This is a genomic window from Qipengyuania sp. RANM35 (genome assembly GCF_041021145.2).
Classification (GTDB): domain Bacteria; phylum Pseudomonadota; class Alphaproteobacteria; order Sphingomonadales; family Sphingomonadaceae; genus Qipengyuania; species Qipengyuania soli.
Map to the genome: position 1 here is coordinate 1,915,241 of NZ_CM196433.1, position 24,690 is coordinate 1,939,930.

Sequence of the window (24,690 nt, forward strand, 5' to 3'; positions counted from 1 at the left end):
CTCGCACGCCCCAGATGGGTGCGCGATGCCGCCTGAGACCGACACAGAAGAAAAGCCGATCGAGGGCGAAGGCTGGCCGGTAATCCGCCGCTTCCTGCCCTACCTTTGGCCGGAAGATAATGCCCAGCTGAAGCGCCGCATCGTCGGGGCCATGTTGCTGGTGATCGCGGCCAAGGCCACCACCCTTACCCTGCCCTATGTCTACAAGCGCGCGGTCGATGCCATGACCACGCCCGCCAACGAGGCGGCCATGGTCGCGATGGCCTTCGTCATTGCCTATGCCGGTGGCCGCTTTGCCGGTGTGCTGTTCGACAACCTCCGCAACATCGCTTTCGAGCGTGTGGGACAGGAAGCGACGCGGCAACTGGCCGAGGACACCTTCGCCCGGCTCCACCAGCTATCACTTCGCTTCCATCTTTCCCGCCGGACCGGCGAGGTGACCAAGACGATCGAGCGCGGGACGAAGAGCATCGACGTGATGCTCTATTTCCTGCTCTTCAATATCGCCCCGACCGCCATCGAACTGATTGCGGTCGGCGTGATCTTCTACCTCAACTTCGGCTGGGAACTGGTTGCAGCCACCGGCGTGACCGTGGCCGCCTATATTTTCATCACCCGCACGATAACCGAATGGCGCAACGAATTGCGGCGCAGGATGAACGACCTCGACGGGACCGCCCTCGCCCGTTCGGTCGACAGCCTGCTCAATTACGAGACCGTGAAGTACTTCTCGGCCGAAGACCGCGAGCGTGCGCGCTATGGCGAGGCAGCGCGCGAATTTGCCGAAGCGGCGATCAAGTCCGAGAACTCGCTCGGCTTGCTCAACATCAGCCAAGCACTGATCATGAACCTGCTGATGGGCGGCGCCATGGCCTTCACCGTCTGGGGCTGGAGCAAGGGCCAGCTGACGACCGGCGATCTCGTCTTCGTGAACACCTACCTCACCCAGCTCTTCCGCCCGCTCGACATGCTCGGCATGGTCTATCGTACGGTGCGCCAGGGCATGATCGACATGGGCGCGATGTTCCGCCTTATCGACACCGAAGCGGAAGTTAAGGATGTGCCCGGTGCGCCGGCGCTGGTGATCAATCGCCCGACCCTGGCCTTCGAGGATGTCGTCTTCGGTTACGAGCCCGAACGTACCATCCTCCATGGCCTCAGCTTCGAAGTCCCGGCCGGAAACCACGTCGCCATCGTCGGACCCTCCGGTGCTGGCAAGAGCACGATCGGACGGTTGCTGTTCCGCTTCTATGACCCTCGGTCGGGCCGTATCCTGATCGACGGGCAGGATATCGCCAGAGTCACCCAGGCATCCTTGCGCGACAAGATCGGCATCGTTCCGCAGGACAGCGTGCTGTTCAACGACACTATCGGCTACAATATCGCCTACGGCCGCGACGACGCCACGCGCGAAGATATCGAGATTGCCGCGAAGGCGGCGGCGATCATGCCGCTGATCGAGCGTCTTCCCGAGGGCTTTGACACCGAGGTCGGCGAGCGCGGACTGAAACTCTCGGGCGGCGAGAAGCAGCGCGTTGCAATCGCCCGGACACTTGTGAAGGATCCGCCGATCCTGTTGCTTGATGAGGCAACCAGCGCGCTCGACAGCCGCACCGAGCAGGAAATCCTGCGCACGCTGCGGCGCGTGTCCGAGCACCGCACCACGCTGGCGATTGCGCACCGACTATCGACCATAGCCGATGCCGACCGCATCCTCGTGCTCGATCACGGTCGGTTGGCGGAAAGCGGCAGCCACCTCGAACTCCTGCGCCGCGATGGCCTTTATGCGGAGATGTGGGCGCGCCAGCAGGCCGAGGCTGAACAGGGCGAAGAAGCAGCATGACCCTGTTCGCCAGCTTCGACCTGATGTTCCGGGGCGCGGCGATCGCATTGTTCGTTCTGTGGACCTGGTTGCTGGTCCGCGACCAGCGCAAGGTCCTGGCAGCGCGCATTGCCGTGGTGATGAACGTCACCATCGTCGCTCATATCCTCGCCACGGTGCCCATGGCGGTCGTGCCCCAGCCGCTACGCATGATGCTCGACATCGCCTCGGTCACGGCGACCGGCTGGTTCTGGCTATTCACGCGTGCCTGGTTCGACGACGAAAAGCGCATCGGCCCCACAAGCTGGGCGGCCCTGGCAATACCGGTAGTTTGCGTCTCGATCCTCTATGCAGCCGGCTTCGACTGGACCCCGCCCGTCATGGCAGCGGCCATCTTGCTCCGGTTGAGCATGATTGGCTTTGGCCTCGCCGGACTATGGGTAGCGTGGAAAGGGCGCTCGGATGACCTCGTCGAAGCGCGACGCCGCATCCGCTGGCGGCTCGTGGCCACGGTCGGTGCGTTCATGCTGGTCGTGAACGTGATCGAGGTGCTGGTACAACAGGAGGTCCTTGTGCAGAGCGCGCGATCGGTCATCGAGATGTTGATCGCCCTCATTACCATTCTCTTTTGTGCAGCGATGTTCGGGTTTGATCGGGACGACCTCTTCGGACCGCCCGCGCGTACCGCTCCTCACGCGGCAGAGGTGGATCTTGCAGAGAGAGATCTGGTCGCAAAGCTGCGCGAGCATATGGAGCGGGAAAAGGCCCACCGGCTCGACGGGCTGACTATCGCCTCGCTCGCCGCGCAAGTTGGAGAACCCGAATATCGCCTGCGCCGGGCAATCAACGGAACGCTCGGTCACCGCAATTTCGCGCAGTTCCTGAACGGCTACCGCCTCGCCGAAGTGCGGGAGGCGCTGGCGGACCCCGCTCAGCGTGAAGTTCCGATCATTACAATAGCCTTGGACGCGGGGTTCGGATCGCTTGGGCCATTCAACCGCGCTTTCCGCGAGGCGGAAGGGGTCACGCCGAGCGAATGGCGCAAAACGGCACTCGCCGATTCCGGAATCGGCTAGCCAGTTTCAGTAATCGGGAGGAAGGTTCCGGCGAACAGCGCCACTGGTTGGTCATTCAAAGGCCAACCGTAAAGGACACGCCATGCATACCGGGATCAAGCCGCTCGATATCCTGCTGGAACGCGGCTTCCAGTTCTTTCTCTTCGACTTCAACCGCTACCTTGTCGCTGCTCTCTTGGTGAGTGCGATCGTATGGGGCATGCGTCGCACGACGCTCGCCTCGCGCCGGATCCAGCAACGCGAGGCGACATGGGGCGATCGCCGACGCGAGTTCCTGCAGTCGGTCCAGTCGGTGATGGTCTATTCGGTAGTCGGGGCATTTGTGCTGTGGGGTGTCGAAAGCGGCGTCCTTCACCGTTTCGAGCGCGCCGACAGCTGGCTGCAATATCTCGGACTGACGGCGGCGATGGTTCTTGCCCACGACACCTATTTTTATTGGGCCCACCGCACGATGCACCATCGCAAGCTGTTCCGGGTCTTCCACCGCGCGCACCACCGCTCGATCACGCCTACGCCGTGGGCGGCCTATAGCTTCGCCATTCCCGAGGCACTCGTCATGGCGCTGTTCGTGCCGCTGTGGCTGGCAATCGTCCCGACCCCGGGCAGCGTCATGCTGACCTGGCTGCTGTTCCAGATCACCCGCAACGCCATGGGCCATGCGGGGTTCGAGCTGCACCCGCGCTGGTGGCTGTCCACGCCGTTCACGAGCTGGATCAACACGACGACCCACCACGACCTGCATCACGCCGGTGGCTTCAACACCAATTACGGCCTCTATTTCACCTGGTGGGACAAGCTCATGGGCACCGAGCACCCCAAATATGCCGAAACCTTTGCCAGGGTGACCGGCGGAAAAGGTTCGAGCGAGGCTGCGCTGGCAGAACCCGCAACGGCCTAGGAGGACACTGACTGCTCCGAGAGGCGTTGGAGAATCTCCAGCGCCTCTTGCGCCCGATCAGCCGGAACGAACGCATGGTCGTGGTGAAAGGCGGCGACCATGTTGCAGGCGATCCCTGCTTTGGCGAGCGCACCGGCGACCGCTGCGGTGAGGCCGACGCCTTCGAGGTCCGAATGCACCAACAGGGTGATGCGGGCAAAATCGGGACCTTCGATCCCCAATTCAGAGGCAACCTCGGCCGCTACGATTGCGGTCACGCCTTCGTCCTCGCGAAACGTCGCGATTGCCGCGCCGAGCAATTGCGGCGCGGCATCGGGCGTGACGAGGACGAAACGATAGGTGCGGGGATCGAGGCGGGGCGCCATGCCGGCGATCATCGCCGCCGTATCGCGCACCCGCTCCATCAGAGAATGTACTTGCTGAGGTCGGTATCGCCCGCGAGGTCGGACAGGCGCTCGCGCACGTAGGCTGCATCGACCTTCACGGTCTCGCCCGTGTGCTCTTCGGCCTCGAAGCTGATGTCCTCGAGCAGGCGCTCCATCACCGTCTGCAGGCGACGGGCGCCGATGTTCTCGACACTTTCGTTCACCTGCGCGGCGATGCGCGCCACTTCGGCGATTGCATCCTCGGTGATGTCGAGCGTGACGTCCTCGGTCCCGATCAGGGCCTTGTACTGGTCCACCAGATTGGCCCGGGTTTCCTTGAGGATCCGAACGAAGTCCTCCTCCGTCAGTGCGCGCAGTTCAACGCGGATCGGCAGGCGGCCCTGGAGTTCGGGCAGCATGTCCGAAGGCTTGGCGACGTGGAACGCGCCCGAAGCAATGAAAAGCACGTGGTCGGTCTTCATCGGGCCGTACTTGGTTGCCACCGTGGTGCCCTCGATCAGCGGCAGCAGGTCACGCTGGACACCTTCACGGCTGACCGATCCGCCACGCACGTCGCTGACCGCGATCTTGTCGATCTCGTCGAGGAAGACGATCCCGTTGGTCTCGGCATTCTCCAGGGCGACGCGGGCAACGTCTTCCTGGTCCATGCGCTTCTCGGCCTCTTCCTCGACCAGCCGGTCCCACGCGTCGGGCACCTTGAGCTTGCGCCGCTTCATGTTGGAACGGCCCATCGCCTTGCCGAGCATGTCTGACAGGTCGATCATCCCAACATTGCCAGGCATGCCGGGGATCTCCATCGCGTTCGATGGCTGATCCTTGATCTCGACCTCGACCTCGGTCTCGTTCATCGCGTTCTCGACGATGCGCTGGCGGAAGGCCTCGCGCGTCGCCTCGCTGGCATTCTCGCCGACGAGGGCGTTGAGCAGGCGTTCCATAGCGGCCTGGCTTGCGGCTTCGCGCACGGCGTCGCGGCGGCGTTCCTTTTCCAGCCGGATAGCTTCTTCGGCGAGGTCGCGGGCGATCTGCTCGACATCGCGGCCGACGTAGCCCACTTCGGTGAACTTGGTCGCCTCGACCTTTACGAAAGGAGCTTCGGCCAGCTTGGCAAGGCGGCGACTGATCTCGGTCTTGCCGCAGCCGGTGGGGCCGATCATCAGGATGTTCTTAGGCGTCACCTCGTCTCGCAATTCGGCACCGAGGCGCTGGCGGCGCCAGCGATTGCGCAGTGCGACGGCGACCGCGCGCTTGGCGTCCTTCTGGCCGATGATGTGCTCGTCGAGCGCGGCGACGATCGCCTTGGGGGTAAGATTGTCGATCATGGGATTCCGGAAGGTCAGACCGTCTCGACGGTCAGATTGTTGTTCGTGAAGACGCAGACGTCGGCGGCAACGGCCATGGCCTTGCGCGCGATGGTCTCAGGGTCGGTTTCGTAGTCGACCAGCGCCCGGGCGGCGGAGAGGGCGTACATCCCGCCGCTGCCGATCGCGGCGATGCCGCCCTCGGGTTCGAGCACGTCGCCATTTCCAGTGAGGACGAGAAGGTTCTCCTTGTCCGCGACGATCATCAGCGCCTCGAGATTGCGCAGGTACTTGTCCATGCGCCAGTCCTTCGTCAGCTCGACCGCGGCACGCAGTAGCTGGCCGTTGTACTGCTCGAGCTTCTTCTCCAGCCGCTCGAACAGGGTGAAGGCGTCGGCGGTGGCCCCGGCGAACCCGGCGACAACCTTGCCGCCTTCGCCGATGCGGCGGACCTTCTTCGCATTGGGCTTCATCACCGTGTTGCCCATCGACACCTGACCGTCACCTGCGATGACAGTGGTATCGCCGCGCTTGACGCCGATGATGGTGGTGGAATGCCACTGCACCAGGCCGTGGCTCTCGTTGTTCGATGTCATGCCGCGCGATATGGGGACCGCACGGCAGGGGTCAAGCAAGGGGCGCGATTACTGGCCCGGCTGGCCACCAGCGCCCGGAGCTCCGGGAGCGCCGACCGCACCGATATTGCCGAACAGGTCTTCGAGGAAGCCACGCTCGCGACCCAGGGTCGGCGTCTTGTCGCCGTCGGGCGAGATATTCGCGACCTGTTCGATACCGGTGCGCTCAGCCGCGATGACATTGCCCGCACCGTCGAACTTCACGGCGAGCACCTGGTGCTGCTTGATCCGGGGACGGACGAAGGGCTTGCGACCGGTTGTGCTCGACACATAGTACCACGTCGGTTCGCCGAACTGACTGGTGAAGGTCGGGCGCCCGAGAGTGCCGGTTACCGAAGCCTCGTTGTCGATGCCGGGCTGGATCGAAGCATAGAGAACGGGATCGACGACGTAGCCGCGGGTTTCGCGGATTGAACTGCAGCCGGTGGTCGCGACGCCGGCCAGCGCTATGGCCGCGATCCCGAGAATTTTCGTCCTGTTCATGGGAACAGCAAGTCTCCGTTTTCCGGGCGCTTGGCCGCAGGCGGCCATCTCCCTATATGCTCGGGCCACGCCTTAGTCCGAAAGCGGATGTGCATGCAACGTGCCTGTGCCTCTCGCTTGGGGATCGCGGTTGAATTGCCGCTGAACGGAGAAACTATGTCCTTCCTTTCCCGCCTGCTGAACCTCGGCCCCGACCCGCGCGAGGAGTGGCGCAAGCTGTGGCACCGCACCGTAGCCGAGGCCCGCGATCCCGACTGGTACCGCATGTGCGGCGTCGCCGATTCGGTGGAGGGGCGTTACGACATGATCACCCTCGTGCTCGCCCTGGTCATGCTGCGGCTGGAGAACGAAGGCGACCACGGTCCAGCCACTGCCCGCCTGACCGAGCTCTTCGTCGAAGACATGGAAGGCCAACTGCGCGAGGCGGGCATCGGCGATCCCACCGTCGGCAAGAAGATATCCACGCTGATGGCCAGCATGAACGGCCGCATCGGCGCCTATCGCGAAGGACTGCGCGCCGATCCCAAGGTGCTGGTCGATGCGGTGCGCCGCAACGTGACCATGGCCCAGCCGGACGAGGCCGAGGCGCTGGTCCAGCGCATGGCCGCATTGCATGCCCGCCTTGCCCGCACGAGCGTGGAGCAATTGCAGGCCGGGGAGATTGCCCAATGAGCGAACTCGAACTTTCGCGACTGGTGAAGCCACGGGCCCTTCCCGGTGGGGAACAGGTTATCGAAGCCAATGAGGCCGAGCGCGCCGCTCTGGCCCGGCGCTTTGGCGTGACCTCGATCAAGGCACTGACCGCAACGGTAGGTTTTGACACCAAGGAGGGTGCCGTGCTGGCGAACGGCAGGCTCAAGGCGGTTATCGAGCAGCCCTGTGCGATCACGCGGGACGATTTCACCTATGAAGTCGAAGAGCCGCTCGCCTTGCGCTTCGTGCCCGCCGGCTCGACACCGGACTACGCACCCGACGAGGAAATCGAGCTCGACAGCGAAGACCTCGACGAGATCGAATACGAGGGCGAGACCTTCGACCTTGGCGAAGCCATCGCCCAGACGCTGGCGCTGGCCATCGACCCCTATCGTGAAGGCCCCGGCGCGGACGAGGCACGCGAATCCGCCGGAATCGTCAGCGACGAGGACACGCCAAGCGGCCCGCTGGCCGAGGCGCTGGCGGCGCTCCGCAAGGACTAGGTCTTTGTAGAAGCCCTGTCGGATGGTAATGTGACAGTTATCGGGTCGCCCTTGGGGGAGGGACCAATGGCTACTGCACATCCGATATCAGCAGAAAATGGATCGGTCGCGCCGACAGCAAGTGATTGGAAGGCGGCCGTTGACCGCTGGATTTATGTCTTCACTGCCGGGCTGATGTTCACACTGGTATTGGTCGGCTTCATTCCCGACTCGATACGAAGGATCGCCGCAGTCAATGCTGGCGAATTGCCACCGTTCCCACCAATCCTTCACGCCCATGCCGTGTTGATGGGATCTTGGATCACCCTGTTGCTCGTCCAGTCGACACTGATGGCCACGGGCAGGCGGAAATGGCACATGCAGACTGGCGTAGCAGGTCTCTTCCTGCTGCCATCGATGGTCATCGCCGGATTCCTCTTGGTACCGGTGAGGCGAAGCCAGCTGGCGGAAATGATTGCCAATGCTCCGGCCAATGTCGCCGCGCAGCTTCAGTCCGATCTCGTGCCCGTGGTCAACAACATCATGCTGCTCCAGATCCGCGCGGGCATACTTTTCGCGATCCTCGCCAGTCTTGGCCTTTGGTTCCGCAAGCGTGATTCAGGGATGCACAAGCGCCTGATGTTCCTTGCGACACTGGTCCCGATGCCCGCAGCGCTCGATCGAATGGAGTTTCTGCCCCAATCCATGCCGGAAGGCACGATGACCGTCGAACTCTATCCGCTCGCGGTCATAGCGCCGATGTTCATCTGGGATCTTTTCCGTCTTGGACGAATCCACAGGGCATACTGGATCTGGATTGCTCTGGCTGTTCCCGCAGCCTTGATAACAGATCACCTGTGGAGTTCGCCCGAGTGGTTCTCGATCGCGGCGAGAGTTGGCGGCCTGGGCTAGCTGGACCTCAGAACGGAATGTCGTCGTCGAGATCGTCGTAGTTCGAGCCGCCGCCCGAGCCACCCGAACCTTGGCCGCCACCGCTGCGCCAGTTGTCGCTGCCGCCGCTCTGCTGCGAGCCGCCGCCCTGGTCCCACGAGCCGCCGCCACGCTGGCCGCCGCCCGAACCGCCCCCTGAACCGCCTTGGGGCCCATCGAGCATGGTCAGCGTGCCGTTCATGCCGCGAATGACGACCTCGGTCGAATAGCGGTCCTGGCCGTTCTGGTCCTGCCACTTGCGGGTCTGGAGCGAGCCTTCGATGTAGACCTTGGAGCCCTTGCGCAGGAAGCGTTCGACCACGCCGACGAGCCCTTCGGAGAAGATCGCCACCGTGTGCCACTCGGTCCGTTCCTGGCGCTCCCCGGTGTTGCGATCCTTCCACGTCTCGCTGGTCGCGATGCGCAGGTTGGCGACCTTGCCACCATTCTGGAAGCTGCGGATTTCCGGATCGGCGCCGAGGTTCCCGATCAGCATTACCTTGTTGAGTGACCCGGCCATCCTTCTTCCCTTCGCATTAAAGTCCGAGCGCTGTGGCGCTCCAGTAAGTGATTCCCGCGAAGAGGTAGGCGAGCAGGAAAAGATAGCCAACCATGAAGGCGGGCCATTTCCACCCGTTTGTCTCGCGCCGGGCGACCGCGATGGTCGAGATGCACTGCGGGGCGAAGACGAACCAGGCGAGGAAGGCAAGCGCTGTCGGAAGGCTCCACAAGGCGGCGATCTTGTCCGTCACGCCGGCCGCAGCAACATCCTCGTCCTCGGCGTCGACCGCGTAGGTCGTCGCAAGGGCAGAAACGGCGACTTCGCGCGCCGCCATGGCGGGGATGAGCGCCAGGCTGATCTCGCGATTGAAGCCGATCGGCTCCAGCACCGGATACATCACATCGGCAATCTTGCCCGCAATGCTGGCATCCATCTGGCTCTCTCCCGGCGCGGCCTTGGGGAAGCTCAGCATCAGCCAAAGGACGATGGTCACCGTAAAGATGATCGTGCCCGCGCGACGCAGGAAAACCCAGGCGCGCTGCCACAGGCCGATCGCAAGGTCCTTGATCCGCGGCATCTGGTAGCGCGGCATTTCCATGATGAAACCGCTTGCTGCGCCTCTTGTCACCGTGCTGCGAAGTACCAGCGCCACGACCATCGCGCCGACTATCCCGGCAAGATAGAGTGCGAATAATACGAGGCCCTGCAGACCGATGCCCGGCCCGACGCGGGTATCGGGAATGACGGCGGCAATGATCACGGCATAGACCGGGAGGCGCGCCGAGCAGGTCATCAGCGGCGCCACCAGGATGGTCGTCAGCCGGTCCTTCGCATCGGGAATGCTGCGGGTCGCCATGATTCCCGGGATGGCGCAGGCGAAGCTGGATAGCAGCGGGATGAAGCTCTTCCCCGACAGGCCCACCCCAGCCATGAGACGGTCCATCAGGAACGCCGCGCGGGCCATATAGCCGCTCGCTTCCATCACCAGGATGAAGAAGAACAGGATCACGATCTGCGGCAGGAAGACGACCACCGAGCCGACCCCTGCCAGGACACCTTCGGTAAGGAAATCGCGCAGGAAACCGGAAGGCACGCTGTCGGACACTCCCTGCGAAAGGCTCGCGACACCAGCCTCGAGTGCATCCGCGAATGGCGTCGCCCAGGCAAACACCGCCTGGAAGATCACGAACAGTAACGCAAACAGGATGACCGGCCCGATCCAGGGATTGAGCAGGACCCGGTCGACACCGTTCTCGATCGTGTGCCGGGTCGACTTCGAAAGGATAGCGGCACGCGCCATGTGCTTTGCCGACAGTCGGCGTTCGGGCAGCGTCAGGTGCCACTGGCGATGCGCTTCCTCGTCGGCATGGGTTTCCGCTTCGGCGATTGCGGCGGCCAGTTCCGCGAGGCCGCGGCGGCGTACCGCCACGGTGGAGACGACCGGCACGCCAAGTGCTGCGGAAAGCGCCGCGGGATCGAGCGTCAGCCCGTCGCGCTCCGCGAGGTCGATCATGTTGAGCGCGACGACAGTCGGGCGGCCGAGTTCGAGCACTTCCTGCGCAAAGACGAGGTGCTGCTCGAGATTGGCCGCATCGACGACGAGGATGATGACATCCGGCTGCGCCTCACCCTCGAACTCTCCGTGGACGACCTTGCGCGTGACCTCCTCGTCGGGACTCGCGGCATCGAAGCTGTAGGAGCCCGGCAGATCGATGAGTTCAACCGGCTCGCCGCTCGGCAACATCACGCGGCCGGCCTTCCGCTCGACGGTGACGCCGGGGTAGTTGGCGATCTTCTGGCGTGCGCCGGTCAGCGCGTTGAACAGCGCGCTCTTGCCCGCGTTGGGGTTGCCCACGAGGGCAGCGGTCCGCTTGCGGGTCATACCGGCTCCACCTCGATCGCAAGCGCATGGCTGCGGCGCAGGGCGATGGTCATGCGCCCGATGCGGATGGCGAGAGGATCACGCGTGCCGAAAATCCCGCGATGGATGACGGCTATCTCGGCCCCTTCGTCGACGCCGAGCGCCTTGAGTCGTTTGCCTTCATCGGAAGCAAGCGCGTCCCAGTCGACGGAGACGATCCGGGCAGATTTCTCGTGTTCGCAGGAGTCGAGCGTCATGTACCTGCCGCTGCCAGAAGCGAGGCGTTGTTGCAACCGATTATCAATAGCGGGTGGCGTCATGCGGTCGCACTAGACACAGCGCGTCCGCTAGTCCTTGATGCCTGTCAAAGTGGGCGGATCAGCGAGCAGGATAGCGCAAACGGCCGAGAAAGCGCGACATGCTGAAATGCTCGCGCTCAGGGTTGAGCCACTTGGCCTTCACCTTCTCGAACTTCATCACGCCTTCAATCCGGCGATCGAGAAAGGCGCGAGTCTCTGCCTTGTCCTCGCTTTCGTCGTCGACGAACACGGCCAGGGTCGCCCCGTATATCGAGGCGAGGATCGCGCGCTTGGTGTAGTGGTTGTAGTCGGTCGCCGTGTCGCCTGCGAGGCGCCACATGATGTCGGCGCTATTCCATCCGGTTTTCAGCGATTTCGCTGCATTCTGCGGCATGGCCATGATGGCGAGTGCACGTCGCAACGCTTCCTCGCGACCGGCCACGGCATCAAGACGGAATTGCACTAGGTTGCGGATGCGCTCACGGATTTTCATTTGCGCGAGCCGGGTGGCCGGCAATTCCACCTCCATTGCCAGGTCGATCGTGTCGATCCAGGCGGTGATCATGCCCAAGGCACCATCGTCCTTGAACGCGAGCCGCGCCACGTCATGATCGGCGCCGACCTGATTTGCAGCTGCCTCGAGCGCCGCGTCGCTCCAACCGTCGAAAATGGCCGCATCGGCAATTGCCGGCGCAAGAACGAGGCGCAGTTCGTCGAGGGTCAGGTCGGCAACTTCCATGGCTATTTCGGACCGTAGGTCTGGGCCGGGGCACCACGTTCGCTTACGGCCTTTTCGATTTCGTCGAGCACCTGCGAGCGATTCCCCATCAGCTTGGCATAGTCGCTGGCCGAGCGCCCGGAATTGTCGGGCCGCGAGGGATCGGCGCCTTTGGCGATAAGCATACGGATCATGGCCGTATCGCGGCGGTGCACTGCGGAAATCAGCGGGGTCTCCCCCGCACTGTTCGTCGGATCGACGTGCGCACCCTTGTCGAGCAGGATCTCGATCCCCTCGGTAAAACCGAGCTGGGCGGCGACTTCGAGCGGACTCGTGCCGTCCCTGGACTCGATGTTCGGATTTGCGCCCTTGCCCAGCAGGAAACGCAGCCACACCGGATCGCGACGCTGGGTGACGATGTGCAGCGCAGTCTCGCCACTGGTGATGTCGCGGGTATTCACCAGCACGTTGCCGGGCTGGTTGAGCATTTCGAGCGCCTTGTCGCCATCGCGATCCTTTACCGCTTCGAGGAACTCATACCCCTCGCGCTTGGATTGTGCGAAGACCGGCGAGGCCACCAGAGCCAGTGCCGCAATGCCGAAAGCTGCCTGAAGTGCGCGCCGTACCACGTATCGAATCCCTGTCGTTTTTCCGCAATCCTGTAGGGGAGCCACCCTTGAAGAGTGGCGGTTAGCAGACCATGAACCGCTATGCCATGCCTCGTCTGAAAAGCCTGAGTTTCGCCCTGCCACTCGCTGCAATCACCATGCTGGGTGGGTGCGGCGACAAGGTTCCCGCCGAACGCCCTCCATTGGAAGGCGCGGCGCTTGGCGGTGATTTCACGCTGACCGCCGAGGATGGAAAGCCTCTCAGCTGGAACGATTTCCAGGGCAAGTACCGGACGATCTACTTCGGCTATACGTTCTGTCCCGATGTCTGTCCGGTCGATACCCAACGCGCCATGGCGGGCCTCAAGCAATTCGAGAAGGCGCACCCCGACCTCGGCGCCAGGGTCCAGCCATTCTTCGTCGGCGTCGACACCCAACGCGACACGCCTGAGGTGCTGCGCGAATTTACGGACAACTTTCACCCGCGTCTGATCGGGCTGACGGGTGACGAGAAGACATTGACCGAGGTTGCCGCGAAGTTCGCCGCAAGCTTCTCGAAGGGCGAACCCGCACCTGGCGGCGGCTATCTCGTGAACCACACCAATGTCACCCTTCTGTTCGGACCCAAGGGCGAACCGATTGCGACTCTGCCGACCGATGAAGGCGCCGAAGCGGTCGCAGCGGAACTGGAAAAATGGGTGCATTAAGGGAACGTTTCTGGGAGCTGCCGCTCTCGGCGCTCAACAATGACGAATGGGAAGCGCTGTGTGACGGATGCGGGCGATGCTGCCTGCACAAGGTCGAATACGAGGACACCGGCGAGATCGAGCAAACGAATGTCGCCTGCAAGCTGCTCGACACGCAGACTGCCCGCTGCACCGACTACAAGCACCGCAAGGCCTTCGTCCCCGACTGCCTCCGCCTGACGCTCAAGATCGTCGACAGCGTCTCTTGGCTGCCGCCGACCTGCGCCTATCGCCTGCGCGCAGATGGCGACCTGCTGCCGCGCTGGCACTACCTGATTTCGGGTGACCGCGAGGACGTGGTGCGTGCCGGCGTATCGGTCGCCGGCCGGGTTATAGCGGAAGACATGGCCGGCCCGCTCGAACACCATATCGTCGAATGGGAAGACCCCGAGGATTGGGACGAAGAGGACGATTGTGGCGAGCACGGCGAGGCGCCGGCATGATCGACTGGATGCGCCGCGAGCCCGAAGACCCGGTGGTCGAGATCGCGGGCAAGCTCCTGCCGGTCGAACTCACACGCAACCGGCGCGCCAAGCGACTGACCCTGCGCCTCGCACCCGACGGCAGCGCGATCCGGATTACCCTGCCCCATTGGTGTCGCTCCGCCGAGGCGGTTGCGTTCGCTCGCTCACGCGCGGCATGGCTCGAACAGCAATTGGCCAAAGTGCCCGCAAAACGCGATCCGGTAAACGAAGGCAGGCTGCTGCACCGCGGCCGCGAGATCGTCATCGACTGGCGCAGCGACGCACCTCGCAGGCCGGTGCTGACGGACGAGGCATTGGTGGTGGGCGGCCCGCAGGAAACCCTCTCGAAGCGCCTCCACCGCTGGCTGGAGAGCGAAGCCCTGCGGCTCTTCGCCGAGGATGCGAGGCATTATTGTGCGAGGGCCGACCTCGACACTGCCCAAGTACGCCTGACCCGGGCAAAGCGACGCTGGGGAAGTTGTTCGAGCGAAGGCATCCTTCGACTCAACTGGCGGCTGGTACAGGCCCCCGACGCGGTGCGCCGCTCCGTGGTCGCGCACGAGGTCGCCCACCTCGTCCATTTCGACCATTCCCCCGCCTTCCACGCCCTGCTCGACCGACTGTTCGAAGGCGACATCGATCTTGCCAATGGCTGGCTAAGCCGCAACGGCCGCACGCTCTACGCCAGCTTCGACTGAGCGCCCCACTGGCGCGAACGGGCAAAGCGCCCTATCTAGCCCCCATGCGCATGGTCAGCAGATTCAATGTGAAGTCGGGTGCATCCGACTTGTGGGAATACATCCGCGAACCACGGCCTTACCGCTGGACGTTCCTCTTTATGTCGTTTGCACTGACCTTCGGCCTGCTCTGGTCGTTCATGCAGGAATCGGTTTTCGTCCCGCCGGACAAGCCGAGGGTGGTCTTCATTTCGACCTTCGCGGAAGGACGAAGTGACGAGGAAATCCGCCGCACCAACCTCGAAAACCAGAAGCGCAAGGATGCCAGAGAGGCCGAACTCGCAAAGCTGCGCGAGAAGAAGGTCGATGCATACAAGGCGCTCGGCCGGGCGACCGGCGTCGATGTCGACTCCATGGCCGCGCAAGCCAAGGTCGACAATGCTCGAGAGGCCGCAGCTGCCGAAGCCCGGCAGAAGGAACTTTATCAGGCGAGCAGGACGGTTGGCGACAAGCCTGAGTGACGCGCGCTGGCTGGCTGCGGCAGCAAGGCTGGCTGCACGCGCTCGCCCGCTCAGCCGCCCCAACCCGGCAGTCGGATGCATCATAGTCAGCGGTGACAAGGTCGTTGGCAGGGGATGGACCGGTGACGGTGGCCGCCCGCATGCCGAAGCAGTCGCCTTGGGACAGGCAGGCGAATCCGCACGGGGGGCAACTGCCTATGTCACGCTCGAGCCGTGCGCCCATCAATCGCAACGTGGACCCGCGTGCTCGCACCTTCTCGCACAATCCGGTCTCGCACGTGTTGTTGCCGGGGTCGAAGACCCTGATCCACGAACGGCAGGCAGCGGCTTTGCTCACCTTCGTGCGGCAGGCATTGTCGCCGAGGTGCATCCCTGCGACGAGGCTCGCGCCAGCCTTGCAGGTTATCTCACCCGCGCTGAATTTGGCCGTCCGCATGTCACGCTTAAGCTCGCCACATCGCTCGACGGCTGCATCGCGACCACTTCGGGCGAGAGCCAGTGGATCACCGGCGAAGGGGCCCGCGCCCATGTCCACTCGCGCCGCGCCATGACCGATGCCATACTCGTCGGGGGAGGCACCTGGCGTTCGGACAAGCCCCGCCTCGACGTGCGACTGCCAGGCATCGAGAGCCGCAGTCCCCAGCGGGTCTTGCTAACCCGTGGCGTACCGCCTGACGGGGTAAAGGTAATCAATGCTCCGGGCCAGATCACCGAACTGGAAGGGGTTCAGTATCTCTACCTCGAAGGCGGCGGCATGACTGCCGCGAGTTTTCTCGCTGAGGATCTCGTCGATCGCATAGAGCTCTACCGCGCACCCATCGTCATCGGCCATGGTCGGCAAGCCCTGGGCGAGATCGGTCTCGACCGGCTGGCAGACGCGCATGGCCGCTGGACCCTTGTCGAACGCCGCCAGCTTGGCAGCGACACATACGAAGCCTACAGCCGCACGCGCTGACAGGAGAGAAGACCCGCATGTTCACCGGTATCGTCACCGCCATCGGAACCATCGAAAGCGCCGAGCAGCGCGGCGACCTGCGCGTCACCGTCGCCTGCCCTTTCGATCCCGACGCGATCGATATCGGCGCTTCGATTGCCTGCTCGGGCGTCTGCCTGACGGTCGTCGCATTGGGAGGCACGAAAGGTGACGCCCGCGTCGTCTTCGATGTGTCCGGCGAAACGGTCAGCTGCACGCGCCCCGGCATGTGGAGCGAAGGGGCGAAGCTCAATCTAGAGACCGCATTGAAGCTCGGCGACGAACTCGGCGGGCACCTTGTCACAGGGCACGTCGACGGCGTCGGGCAGGTTGTTCTGGCGCGCGACGAGGGAGGATCGAGAAAGCTCGCCTTCCGCATCAGCCGCGAGCTTGCGCCTTTCGTGGCACCAAAGGGATCGATCACCGTCGATGGCGTTTCGCTGACCGTGAACGATGTGCGCGACCGCAGCGACGGCACTTGCGACTTCGCGGTGAACATCATCCCGCACACTGCCGAGGTGACGACCCTTGGCCAGCTGGCAGAAGGTGACCGGGTCAACCTCGAGATCGACGTGCTGGCGCGCTACCTCAAGCGGATGCAGGCGCTGGCCGGCTAGGCGATTATCTCGAAATCGTCGTCGCCAACGGGGCGGGCGAAATCGCCCCATTCGCCGGTCCTGCGCCAGTAGTCGTAGTAGCCGAATTTGCGGACGAGTTCCTTGAAACGCGGGTCCTTGCGGGTCCCGCGGTGGCTCGACCACCAGACGGCGTAGTCCATCGCCGCATCGATTGACAGCCCGCGTTCCAGACCCTGCAATGCGAGGTCGGTCGCGCCGAAATCGCCTGCATGGTAGCTCAGCAGGAAGGAAACCGTGCTGCTATGCGAAGCGGGCTCGGCCATCGCCGTCCTCAGAATATCGAGCGTCTTTTCACGGTCATCGAGGACCTCATACAGCGCAACGCGATACGGAACGGCGACCATGGCATACTTCAGATGCCGCTGCGCCTGAGCGAGTAGCGCCTCCTTGTCGGCATGGCCCCACATGCGGAACAGGGCGGCATGTTCGCAAACAGCACGATTGACGGGGAATGTCTTTGACCTCTCATATTCCGCGTCACCTTCCGCCCTGCGCCCCGAGACGAGGTAGAGCATCTGGAGCAGGAGCGAGTTGTAGCCCGCCATCGGGTCGGCCCGCCTCGCTGCCTCGGCCACCTCGATTGCTTCCGCAACCCGTCCGACACAGAACAGGCACGTGCCCTTGAGTGAGGCGATTTCCGACGAATAGACCGGAGCGGTTGCGAGCGCCTGGTCGAACTCCTCCAGGGCAAGCTCCCACTTGCGCTGCCAACGATAGTGAACCGCGCGGATCAGGTGTGCTTCACTCGAATCCGCCGGCAGGTTCTCCGCCATCGCGACGAATTGCTCGATCTGGAAATTGCTCCGGACCTCGGGGGTCAGTGCGAAGACCGATGTTTGCTGCAGCATCAGGGTAAGCCCCCCAAGCGCAGGATAGAAATTGGGATCCTTGGCGAGCACTTCGCGATACATTTCCAGAGCCGCCACATACTGCGCCCCGGATATGGCCGCATTACCTGCCGCCCTCGCCCGCATGTAGAGATCATACAGTTCGACATTCTGCGTCGCGCGTTCACTGATGGCATCGCGTTCGCCAGGCTGGAACTGGACCTTGAGCGCGCTGACGATTGCCTGCGAAAGTTCGTCCTGCAGTTCGAAGATGTCGTCGAGATCGCGGTCATAGCGTTCGGACCAGACCTGTGCCCCGCTCGCCCCGTCGATCAGCTGGACATTGACCCGCACGCGATTTCCCGCCTTGCGCACGCTCCCCTCGAGCACATGGGTCACATTCAGTTGCCGTGCAACCTGCGCCACATCGACCGTTTGCCCCTTGAAGGTAAAGGCGGTGCTCCGCGCGATGACCGAGAGTGCCGAAACCTTGCCGAGGTCGTTGATGATGTCCTCGGCTATGCCGTCGGCGAAGTACTCCTGCTCCTGGTCGCGGCTGACGTTGTTGAACGGCAGCACCACGATCGACTGTCGGTCGAGCTGCGGGTCAGCCAGCTTTGGTGAGGATGAAGGCGCGTGGCGATCCGTGCCGATAAAGTCGCGAACCTGTCGCACCAGGCCTTGCCAGCGCGCATCGTGCCTGGTCCCGCGCCAACCGATCAAGTCGGCCGTCTGGACGAGCTCGAAGATGATCGGCCGCTCGCAAGCCTCGATGAGGACGGGGACAAGAGTACCCTTGCGATCCGCCAATGTTGCCTCGGCCCTCACCCAGCGGGAGGAAACCGAGAGCGGCGACCAGAGCACGACAACAGCCTTCGCTGCACGCAGGGCCGTTTCGATCCGTTCATCGAAGACTTCGCCGGCCTGCAAGGCATCGTCCCACCAGACATCGAGACCTTCGGCGACGAGAGCGTCCGCGAACTGCCGTGCGATCGGGGCATCGCCGCGCGCGTAGGAGATGAAGATTTCAGGCGTAGGAAGAAGCCCCCGACTGCATTCGGAAGCGACCCGCAAGTCGTATTCCGCAATGGCGTGGGCTTGGCAAGTATCGAGGCCGACAAAGCTTCTTCCCTGCTTTTCGTGTACTTGGAATTCGGGGAGCACGCGCCGCATTGGCGCATGCTCCCCGCGGATTGGTCGAAGAACGACCTATTTCTTGGGCAGGAAGGTCACTTCGCGCACCATGTACTCACCGACGATGGAGCGGATGTTCGGATAAACAGTGGTGGTCACCTGCCGGTTGTTCGCCTCGTTGGCGGCACCCCATGCCTTCATGAAGGCTTCATACCGTGCCTTGTTTGGCGCCAGATCGGCAGTGTTTGCGAAACGGGTCACGAGGATCACGTTGAAGTCGCCGCTGCTCGGCAGGTCGCTGACGTAGACCGCGTAGCTTTCCAACTGCCCCAGCTTCTTCGCGACTTCGTTGCTGGCAACCCAGGTATCGCGGATACCCTGGAGGTAATCCTCGATCATGTTCTCCTTCACCTTGACGGTGGCCACGGTCGAGACGCTGTCGCTGACCGTATAGTCCTCGTAGGGTGTGAGTTGGGCTGCTGCGGGTGTCGAAATGGCCAGTGCGAGGCCGAATACGAGATGCTTCTTCATGGGTCTCCCCCTTCCGTAGCGACCCTGCTTCCCCGCTGACCGACGGCCAGAGGGAGTGTTCAACCACGAGAGCGACCCCTGATTTCCCCGGGGTAAAGCACACGGCGTAAGGACAGCATTTCCCGGCAGGGTGCAAGGCATGCACCCACTAAGCACCGGGCTACCTCTTTCGAATAGGCGACAACTATACCTTCGGGTGGGTTCGGTAGACGGACCAAGGGCGCGGAGCGCGGAAACCCCAGCTCAGCTGCGCATCAGCGGCCCGTTTTCGAAGTCATCGCGCGAAATCTCGTAAACGAGGTGGACGATGCGCTTGCCCTGGTACTTGGCCAGTTCGTAGCGTTCGGTCCGCACGGCCCCGATGGCCTCGAGAGCATTGCGCGATCGGTAGTTGGTGTCGCCGACACGGAAGCGGACGGTGGCAAGGTCCTGAAAGGCGTGCGCCAGCATCGCCCGCTTCATTTCGGGATTGATGCCCTTCCCCCAGCAGGAACGATCGAGATAGGTCCAGCCGACCTCGATCGAACCGCCGTCATCGGGATCGAAACCCTTGTACTGTGACGATCCGAGGATTTGCCCGTCACTCTTGCGCACGATTGCCAGCGCGCCGCCGCTCTCCATCCCCTCGTCGAAGAAGGCGTCGAACACCTCACGCTTCCAGCGGTCGTGGATGGGATGTTGCTCCCAGATCATCGGGTCGGACGCGATGGCGTAGAGCGGTTCGCGATCCGCCTCGGTCATCGGGCGGATCGTCAGCCGTTCTGTCTCGAGCGTCGGCTGGCGATCCATCGCGGCCTAGCCCTTCGTCACATCCGCCAGCGCGGCGATGAACTTCTCGGTGTTGCCCGCGTGAAGCCCGGCCACGTTGATGCGCCCGGACCCGGCCATGTAGATGCCGTGATCCTCGCGCAGCCTGGCGATCTGGTCCTTGTCGAGCGGCAGCATGGCAAAGAGGCCGTTCTGATCGCCGAGCGCGGCAAGGTTAAGGCCGGGAGCCTCATTGTCGGCGGCAGCAAGGCGAGCGCGGACACGGCGCATGCGGGCGCGCATGTCGTCGAGTTCCTCGAGCCACTCCTTGGTCATTGCCGGATCGCGCAGCACGTTGCGCACTGCCGCGCCACCGTGGTCGGGCGGCATGGACCAGTTCGCGCGGGCAAGGGCGTTGGCGTTGGAGACGATGGCCGGAAGCTGGGAGGCATCCTTCGCCATCATGTAGAACGCGCCCACACGGTCGCGGTACAGGCCGAAGTTCTTGTCGCAGCTATAGGCGATCAGGGCCTCTGGCACGGCAGCCAGCACCTTGCGGATACCAGCGACGTCCTCGTCGAGACCTTGGCCCAGCCCGTGGTAGGCGATGTCGAGTAGCGGCAGCACGCCGGTCTCGGCGAAGGCGGCCGCGATCGCGTCCCACTGGTCGAGCGTGTAGTCGACACCCGTCGGGTTGTGGCAGCAGCCGTGGAGCAGGACGGCATCGTTCGGCCCGGCGCCATGGATCGCCGCCAGCACTGCCTCGAGATCGGCCGAACCGTCGGACTTCGCATGGGTGAAGGGCACGGTCTCGACGCCGACATCGGCAAGGATCTGCGCATGGTTGGGCCAGCTCGGCACGCCCATGTGGACGCGGGTCACTCCGGCAGCCTTGGCCAGCGCCACCGCCAGGCGGACGGCGCCGGTCCCGCCGGGGGTCTGCATCCCTTCGATGCGCCCGCCCATCGTGGCGTCCTCACCGAAAATGTACGGCATCAGCGCGGCGGTAAAGCCGGTGTCGCCTTCAGGCCCGAGGTAGGATTTGGAATCCTGCTCGTCGATCAGCTTCTGCTCCGCCTTCTTGATCGAGCGGAAGACAGGGGTCGCGCCCTCGTTGGTACGATAGACGCCCACGCCGAGGTCGATCTTGTCCTCGCGCGGGTCCTGCGCATGCATCTTGATGAGCGCGAGAAGCGCGTCGGGGGCCTGGGCTTGAAGTCGGTCGAGCATGCGCGCCTCATTGCCCGATATGGTTGGGGCCGCAACAGGAAATCCCGTCGCGGCCCCGGAGCCTTCGTGAATTTTGATTATACGACCCGAAGGGCTCCTTTCTCGTCCTCAGAACGGCAGCCAGCGCTGCTTCTTGGAAAACTTCATGTAACCGGCATTTACGCCGAGGCGCAGGCCCGCCCCAACGCGGATCGGGATGAGCACCACATCGCCCTTGCGCAGGTAGCTGGCGGTAAGGCCGCCGACGAAATAGGCCTGACCCTCGCCCGCCGGGAAGCGCTCGTAGAGTTCCTCGCTGTCCCACAGGTTATAGACGAGGACGAAAGTGCTGCCGGCATTGGCCCCGGCATCGAAGCCGATCGACGGGCCGGTCCAGTAAACGGGACGCTCGCCTTCGACCTTGTGGAACAGCGTGCCCGAACCGTATCGCGCACCGACGATGAAGGCGCCGCTTGCTTCGCGTCCGACGATGTAGGCGTTGGGTTCGCCCTGATCCTTGAGCAGCTTCTGGATCATGTCTGCGACGCCCTTGGCGCCCTTGCCGAACACACCCTCGGCGGCACCGATAAGGTCATCTTCCTTGTAGGTGGTCGCGCTGTTTTCGACCGGAGGGGTTTCCACCGCAGTGGTTGCAGCAGCTTCCGCGCCCTGCTCGCTCCATGTCGGCTGCTCGGGATAGCTGTCGGTGGGAGCCGCCGGATCGGGCTCGGCAGTGTAAGTGACGCCTGCATCGGCTCCGGTCGCGGCAGGCTGCTTGACCAGATCGGCATCGATGGCGGTATCGGGATCGATCGTCTCGACCTGTGCGGCGAGCGGCGAAGCGGCCATGCCGAGCGCTGCGAAAGCGATGGCAAGACGGCGAGTAACGGTAACGGCTTTTTTCATGGTTCCCTCCCTGCCCGCGCCGAAGCGCAGGCAGCTGCGCGACAAGAAGAATCCTCTTTCAGCAGCGCGGCAATGAAACGGCGATGAACCGAATCGAAATTGCGTCGAAGCGAGTCCTTCGTGCGATGCGCAGATCGCCGCAATCAGGCCTTGAAGCGGGCCGGAGCCGTGGCTATAGCGCGCCCCTCGCACACGGCCCGGCGCCGCTGCGAAGTTCCGGAGACGTGGGTGAGTGGCTGAAACCAGTTCCCTGCTAAGGAACCGTACTCGAACTGGGTACCGAGGGTTCGAATCCCTCCGTCTCCGCCACGCATAAGTCACTGTCAGAGATAGATTTTTCTGTTTCACGGTAGTGGCCCGGTTCTGCGCCTTTCTGCCTCCAATATGGTCTTCCGGAGACAGGCGCGTCATCGACAAAGGCGCAATTCTCGCCAACATTCTCTGCTACGCCGTTCCGGGGTACCGGATTGGCGAGGGCTGGTCGCGTGCCGGAACGGGTGTGGGCGCCAGTTTCCTAGCGCCCACTGGAAGCATATCCGACCGAATCTATCGACCGAGCAGCAGTTTTGTCTGCGCCTCCCAGCACAGTGGCAGGTCGCTAAGCCCGAGCAGCTTCTTGGCATCAAGATCGACCGGCTGGTGGCCCGTTACGATCGCCTCGACGATCTTTGGTGCGAGGAAGTTAAGCCTGCACACACGCGAAGCGTAAGAGCTGGTCACCTCGTGCTCTTGCGCAAGTGCCGACACCGACAGCCGTCGATCTGACATCTCTTGCCACCAGCTGCGAGCGCGATGGATCAGCTTGAGCAGATGCTCTTGCGGTTCGCCAGCGGTCGATGCAATCAAGCCGTCCTGGACTAGGCGCACTGCGCGACCGCTGCGTTTGAGGGTGGCCTCGATTGCAATGGCAGGATTGCGTCGCTGATCGGGACGATGATTGATCGCCAACAAATCGGTCACCCCGATCAGCGATATTTCCACCGTGAGCTGAGTCGGCCCAACGCGAACCATCGCGATGCAGCGTCCTACGGCATTGCGCTCGCGCTTCCTTAGGCTCTCCGCGAGCTTGGCAGCTCTCTCACCAAGGCCGCCAAAAGTATCGGCAGCCAGTTCGATGCCTGTTCGCGCGAGCAGTCCCAGTGGTCGTTCGATCTCCTCCGCAAGGCCTTCGCACACGACCTTCTCCAACTCGACCGCAGGGATCCGGAGGTTGGGTGTCCCGCTATCCCGATCTGCTTCTCCGTCTTGACCGATATAATAGCGATAGCGCGTCTTTCCCTTGGTCGCGTGGCTCGCGACCAGCGGCGCGCCGGAGTGGTCGAACACCTTGCCGGCCAGCAGACTTGGCGCTCTTGCTGATCGCACCTGCCGGTGTCCTTGCGTGTTTGCCGCGAGCTTCTGCTGCACTGCTTCCCATGTCTCCATATCAATGATGGCCTCGTGCTGGCCCTCATAGATCTCGCCCTTGTGGCCGATCTTGCCGATATAGATGGGGTTGGAGAGGATCTTGTAGATCTGGCCCCTGGTAAATGGACGGCCTCCCAACCTCCGGCCGGTGGCGGTCACGCGTTCTGGCACAAGGGTAGCTTCCTCAGCCAGTTGCTGGGTAAGCTGTCGCACATTGCCCATGTCGAGATAGCGGGTGAAGATGCTCCGGATCAGCCGGACATGGTCCTCATCAATCGCCAGCGTTCTGCCGCTTGCCTTGTAGCCCAGCGGGACGACCCCGCCCATCCACATGCCCTTGGCCTTCGATGCGGTGATCTTGTCGCGAATGCGCTCGGCGGTGACCTCGCGCTCGAACTGCGCGAACGACAGCAGCATGTTGAGCGTCAACCGTCCCATGCTGCTGGTCGTGTTGAACGACTGGGTCACCGAGACGAAGCTGACCTCGGCTGTATCCATTGCTTCCACCAGCTTGGCAAAGTCGAGCAGCGAGCGTGTCAGCCGGTCAACCTTGTAGACGACGACGATGTCGATCTTGCCAGCGTCGATATCTGCCAGCAGCCGCTGAAGTGCGGGACGATCCAATGTTCCGCCCGAGATGCCTCCATCATCGTAAACCTCGGGAAGCTGCGACCAACCTTCCGAGGCCTGGCTGATGATGTAGGCGGCGCAGGCCTCGCGTTGCGCGTCGAGCGAGTTGAAGTCCTGCTCCAGCCCCTCCTCGCTCGACTTGCGGGTGTAGATTGCGCAGCGGACCTTGGTCATGCGGCCTTGGCCTTCTTCCTCAGGCCGAAGAAGGCCGGACCCGACCAGCGCGTTCCCGTTATAGCGCGGGCGACCTCGCTCAGGGATCGCCATTGCCGCTCGTTCCAGATGATCTCTCCGTTCTCGCCGATCACGACCAAGTGGAGCTTGCCGCCGTACTCGCGGGCGAGGCGCATACCAGGCCGGATATTCTGCGTGCTGGACTTGCCAGCAGCAGCTTGGTCGAGGCGCTGCCGCAGCTTGCGTGACAGCCCTTTCCCCTTCTTTGCCTGCAACTCATAGGCCAGCGCGAGCCGCAGCATCTTCGCGCTCGCCTTTGGAGCGGGGCGACCGGTGAGCTTTACCCACCGGTCGCCAAGGAGGACCTTGGGCAGGGTCGCGAGAGCAGCAAGGTCGTCTGCCAGTTCCGCCATGA

At 63.3% G+C, this 24,690-nt stretch carries 28 protein-coding genes and 1 tRNA gene; 13 read left to right on the forward strand and 16 right to left on the reverse strand.

Annotated features, from left to right (window positions below; translation table 11 throughout):
- Window positions 1-25: 25 nt before the first annotated feature.
- The 3 genes from RAM60_RS09565 to RAM60_RS09575 all read left to right on the forward strand — a co-directional run bounded on the left by RAM60_RS09565 (window position 26) and on the right by RAM60_RS09575 (window position 3,796).
- A complete protein-coding gene (locus tag RAM60_RS09565; protein WP_369026972.1) occupies window positions 26-1,843 on the forward strand; it encodes an ABCB family ABC transporter ATP-binding protein/permease in 1,818 nt (605 codons plus the stop codon).
- The gene (locus RAM60_RS09570) at window positions 1,840-2,898 is read left to right on the forward strand and encodes an AraC family transcriptional regulator (RefSeq protein ID WP_369026971.1); all 1,059 of its coding nucleotides are present in this window, start codon (window positions 1,840-1,842) and stop codon (window positions 2,896-2,898) included. The genes RAM60_RS09565 and RAM60_RS09570 overlap by 4 nt, the downstream gene beginning before the upstream one ends.
- A gap of 82 nt (window positions 2,899-2,980) precedes the next feature.
- Window positions 2,981-3,796 (forward strand): sterol desaturase family protein, encoded by an 816-nt coding sequence (locus RAM60_RS09575; protein ID WP_369026970.1) that lies wholly within the window; start codon window positions 2,981-2,983, stop codon window positions 3,794-3,796.
- Here the strand turns inward: RAM60_RS09575 and RAM60_RS09580 are convergent.
- From RAM60_RS09580 to RAM60_RS09595, 4 genes are read right to left on the reverse strand one after another with little or no spacing between them, the layout of a single operon-like run.
- Window positions 3,793-4,200, reverse strand: a complete 408-nt coding sequence (locus RAM60_RS09580) for an ACT domain-containing protein (RefSeq protein WP_369026969.1) — start codon at window positions 4,198-4,200, stop codon at window positions 3,793-3,795. The two genes, RAM60_RS09575 and RAM60_RS09580, sit on opposite strands and share 4 nt — an antisense overlap.
- The gene (gene hslU / locus RAM60_RS09585) at window positions 4,200-5,501 is read right to left on the reverse strand and encodes an ATP-dependent protease ATPase subunit HslU (protein ID WP_369026968.1); all 1,302 of its coding nucleotides are present in this window, start codon (window positions 5,499-5,501) and stop codon (window positions 4,200-4,202) included. Before hslU ends, RAM60_RS09580 begins: the two co-directional genes overlap by 1 nt.
- 14 nt (window positions 5,502-5,515) lie before the next feature.
- Complete coding sequence (gene hslV / locus RAM60_RS09590) at window positions 5,516-6,076, reverse strand: ATP-dependent protease subunit HslV (RefSeq protein WP_200981187.1); 561 nt, start codon at window positions 6,074-6,076, stop codon at window positions 5,516-5,518.
- 48 nt (window positions 6,077-6,124) lie between these two features.
- Entirely contained in the window at window positions 6,125-6,598 is a 474-nt protein-coding gene (locus tag RAM60_RS09595) for an outer membrane protein assembly factor BamE (RefSeq protein WP_200981188.1), read from the reverse strand.
- A gap of 156 nt (window positions 6,599-6,754) precedes the next feature.
- Between RAM60_RS09595 and RAM60_RS09600 the strand changes: the two genes are divergently transcribed.
- The 3 genes from RAM60_RS09600 (at window position 6,755) to RAM60_RS09610 (ending at window position 8,685) form a co-directional block, all read left to right on the forward strand.
- Window positions 6,755-7,270: a ubiquinol-cytochrome C chaperone family protein gene (locus tag RAM60_RS09600; RefSeq protein ID WP_369026967.1), complete on the forward strand. Its 516-nt coding sequence runs from the start codon at window positions 6,755-6,757 to the stop codon at window positions 7,268-7,270.
- The gene (locus RAM60_RS09605; RefSeq protein ID WP_369026966.1) at window positions 7,267-7,794 is read left to right on the forward strand and encodes a YceD family protein; all 528 of its coding nucleotides are present in this window, start codon (window positions 7,267-7,269) and stop codon (window positions 7,792-7,794) included. The genes RAM60_RS09600 and RAM60_RS09605 overlap by 4 nt, the downstream gene beginning before the upstream one ends.
- A 66-nt stretch (window positions 7,795-7,860) precedes the next feature.
- A complete protein-coding gene (locus tag RAM60_RS09610) occupies window positions 7,861-8,685 on the forward strand; it encodes a hypothetical protein (protein WP_369026965.1) in 825 nt (274 codons plus the stop codon).
- Between the two features lie 7 nt (window positions 8,686-8,692).
- Here RAM60_RS09610 and ssb read toward each other — a convergent pair whose 3' ends face one another.
- The 5 genes from ssb to RAM60_RS09635 all read right to left on the reverse strand — a co-directional run bounded on the left by ssb (window position 8,693) and on the right by RAM60_RS09635 (window position 12,712).
- On the reverse strand, window positions 8,693-9,223 hold the full coding sequence (gene ssb / locus RAM60_RS09615) for a single-stranded DNA-binding protein (protein ID WP_369026964.1): 531 nt from the start codon (window positions 9,221-9,223) through the stop codon (window positions 8,693-8,695).
- 16 nt (window positions 9,224-9,239) lie between these two features.
- Entirely contained in the window at window positions 9,240-11,087 is a 1,848-nt protein-coding gene (gene feoB / locus RAM60_RS09620; protein ID WP_369026963.1) for a ferrous iron transporter B, read from the reverse strand.
- Window positions 11,084-11,323, reverse strand: coding sequence for a FeoA family protein (locus RAM60_RS09625; protein WP_369026962.1), 240 nt, complete (start codon window positions 11,321-11,323; stop codon window positions 11,084-11,086). The genes feoB and RAM60_RS09625 overlap by 4 nt, the downstream gene beginning before the upstream one ends.
- Window positions 11,324-11,444: 121 nt before the next feature.
- Window positions 11,445-12,104 carry a COQ9 family protein gene (locus RAM60_RS09630; protein WP_369026961.1) on the reverse strand — a complete coding sequence of 220 codons (660 nt, stop codon included), beginning with the start codon at window positions 12,102-12,104 and terminating at the stop codon, window positions 11,445-11,447.
- A gap of 2 nt (window positions 12,105-12,106) precedes the next feature.
- Window positions 12,107-12,712 (reverse strand): ankyrin repeat domain-containing protein, encoded by a 606-nt coding sequence (locus RAM60_RS09635; protein WP_200981196.1) that lies wholly within the window; start codon window positions 12,710-12,712, stop codon window positions 12,107-12,109.
- 71 nt (window positions 12,713-12,783) lie between these two features.
- On the opposite strand from RAM60_RS09635, the gene RAM60_RS09640 reads away from it, so the two are divergent.
- Genes RAM60_RS09640 through RAM60_RS09665 form a run of 6 tightly spaced genes read left to right on the forward strand, consistent with a single transcriptional unit; the run spans window position 12,784 to window position 16,689 of the window.
- The gene (locus tag RAM60_RS09640) at window positions 12,784-13,398 is read left to right on the forward strand and encodes an SCO family protein (RefSeq protein ID WP_510639666.1); all 615 of its coding nucleotides are present in this window, start codon (window positions 12,784-12,786) and stop codon (window positions 13,396-13,398) included.
- Window positions 13,386-13,880, forward strand: a complete 495-nt coding sequence (locus tag RAM60_RS09645) for a YcgN family cysteine cluster protein (RefSeq protein WP_369026959.1) — start codon at window positions 13,386-13,388, stop codon at window positions 13,878-13,880. Before RAM60_RS09640 ends, RAM60_RS09645 begins: the two co-directional genes overlap by 13 nt.
- Complete coding sequence (locus RAM60_RS09650; RefSeq protein WP_369026958.1) at window positions 13,877-14,599, forward strand: M48 family metallopeptidase; 723 nt, start codon at window positions 13,877-13,879, stop codon at window positions 14,597-14,599. The genes RAM60_RS09645 and RAM60_RS09650 overlap by 4 nt, the downstream gene beginning before the upstream one ends.
- Before the next feature lie 50 nt (window positions 14,600-14,649).
- Window positions 14,650-15,099, forward strand: a complete 450-nt coding sequence (locus tag RAM60_RS09655; RefSeq protein ID WP_510639668.1) for a hypothetical protein — start codon at window positions 14,650-14,652, stop codon at window positions 15,097-15,099.
- Window positions 15,080-16,054, forward strand: a complete 975-nt coding sequence (gene ribD / locus RAM60_RS09660) for a bifunctional diaminohydroxyphosphoribosylaminopyrimidine deaminase/5-amino-6-(5-phosphoribosylamino)uracil reductase RibD (protein ID WP_369026956.1) — start codon at window positions 15,080-15,082, stop codon at window positions 16,052-16,054. Before RAM60_RS09655 ends, ribD begins: the two co-directional genes overlap by 20 nt.
- Before the next feature lie 17 nt (window positions 16,055-16,071).
- The gene (locus tag RAM60_RS09665) at window positions 16,072-16,689 is read left to right on the forward strand and encodes a riboflavin synthase (protein ID WP_369026955.1); all 618 of its coding nucleotides are present in this window, start codon (window positions 16,072-16,074) and stop codon (window positions 16,687-16,689) included.
- Here the strand turns inward: RAM60_RS09665 and RAM60_RS09670 are convergent.
- The 5 genes from RAM60_RS09670 to RAM60_RS09690 form a co-directional block, all read right to left on the reverse strand.
- On the reverse strand, window positions 16,686-18,710 hold the full coding sequence (locus tag RAM60_RS09670) for a TIR domain-containing protein (protein ID WP_369026954.1): 2,025 nt from the start codon (window positions 18,708-18,710) through the stop codon (window positions 16,686-16,688). The two genes, RAM60_RS09665 and RAM60_RS09670, sit on opposite strands and share 4 nt — an antisense overlap.
- Before the next feature lie 36 nt (window positions 18,711-18,746).
- The gene (locus tag RAM60_RS09675; RefSeq protein ID WP_200981204.1) at window positions 18,747-19,202 is read right to left on the reverse strand and encodes a hypothetical protein; all 456 of its coding nucleotides are present in this window, start codon (window positions 19,200-19,202) and stop codon (window positions 18,747-18,749) included.
- 243 nt (window positions 19,203-19,445) lie between these two features.
- Window positions 19,446-19,991 (reverse strand): GNAT family N-acetyltransferase, encoded by a 546-nt coding sequence (locus tag RAM60_RS09680; protein ID WP_369026953.1) that lies wholly within the window; start codon window positions 19,989-19,991, stop codon window positions 19,446-19,448.
- Window positions 19,992-19,997: 6 nt separating this feature from the next.
- A complete protein-coding gene (locus RAM60_RS09685; protein ID WP_369026952.1) occupies window positions 19,998-21,179 on the reverse strand; it encodes an amino acid aminotransferase in 1,182 nt (393 codons plus the stop codon).
- Between the two features lie 108 nt (window positions 21,180-21,287).
- Window positions 21,288-22,064, reverse strand: coding sequence for a DUF1134 domain-containing protein (locus tag RAM60_RS09690; RefSeq protein ID WP_369026951.1), 777 nt, complete (start codon window positions 22,062-22,064; stop codon window positions 21,288-21,290).
- A gap of 218 nt (window positions 22,065-22,282) precedes the next feature.
- On the opposite strand from RAM60_RS09690, the gene RAM60_RS09695 reads away from it, so the two are divergent.
- A tRNA-Ser gene (locus RAM60_RS09695) sits at window positions 22,283-22,373 on the forward strand.
- A 237-nt stretch (window positions 22,374-22,610) separates the two neighbouring features.
- Here the strand turns inward: RAM60_RS09695 and RAM60_RS09700 are convergent.
- The gene (locus tag RAM60_RS09700) at window positions 22,611-24,275 is read right to left on the reverse strand and encodes a recombinase family protein (RefSeq protein ID WP_369026950.1); all 1,665 of its coding nucleotides are present in this window, start codon (window positions 24,273-24,275) and stop codon (window positions 22,611-22,613) included.
- A complete protein-coding gene (locus RAM60_RS09705) occupies window positions 24,272-24,688 on the reverse strand; it encodes a DUF2924 domain-containing protein (protein WP_369026949.1) in 417 nt (138 codons plus the stop codon). The genes RAM60_RS09700 and RAM60_RS09705 overlap by 4 nt, the downstream gene beginning before the upstream one ends.
- Window positions 24,689-24,690 lie beyond the last annotated feature (2 nt).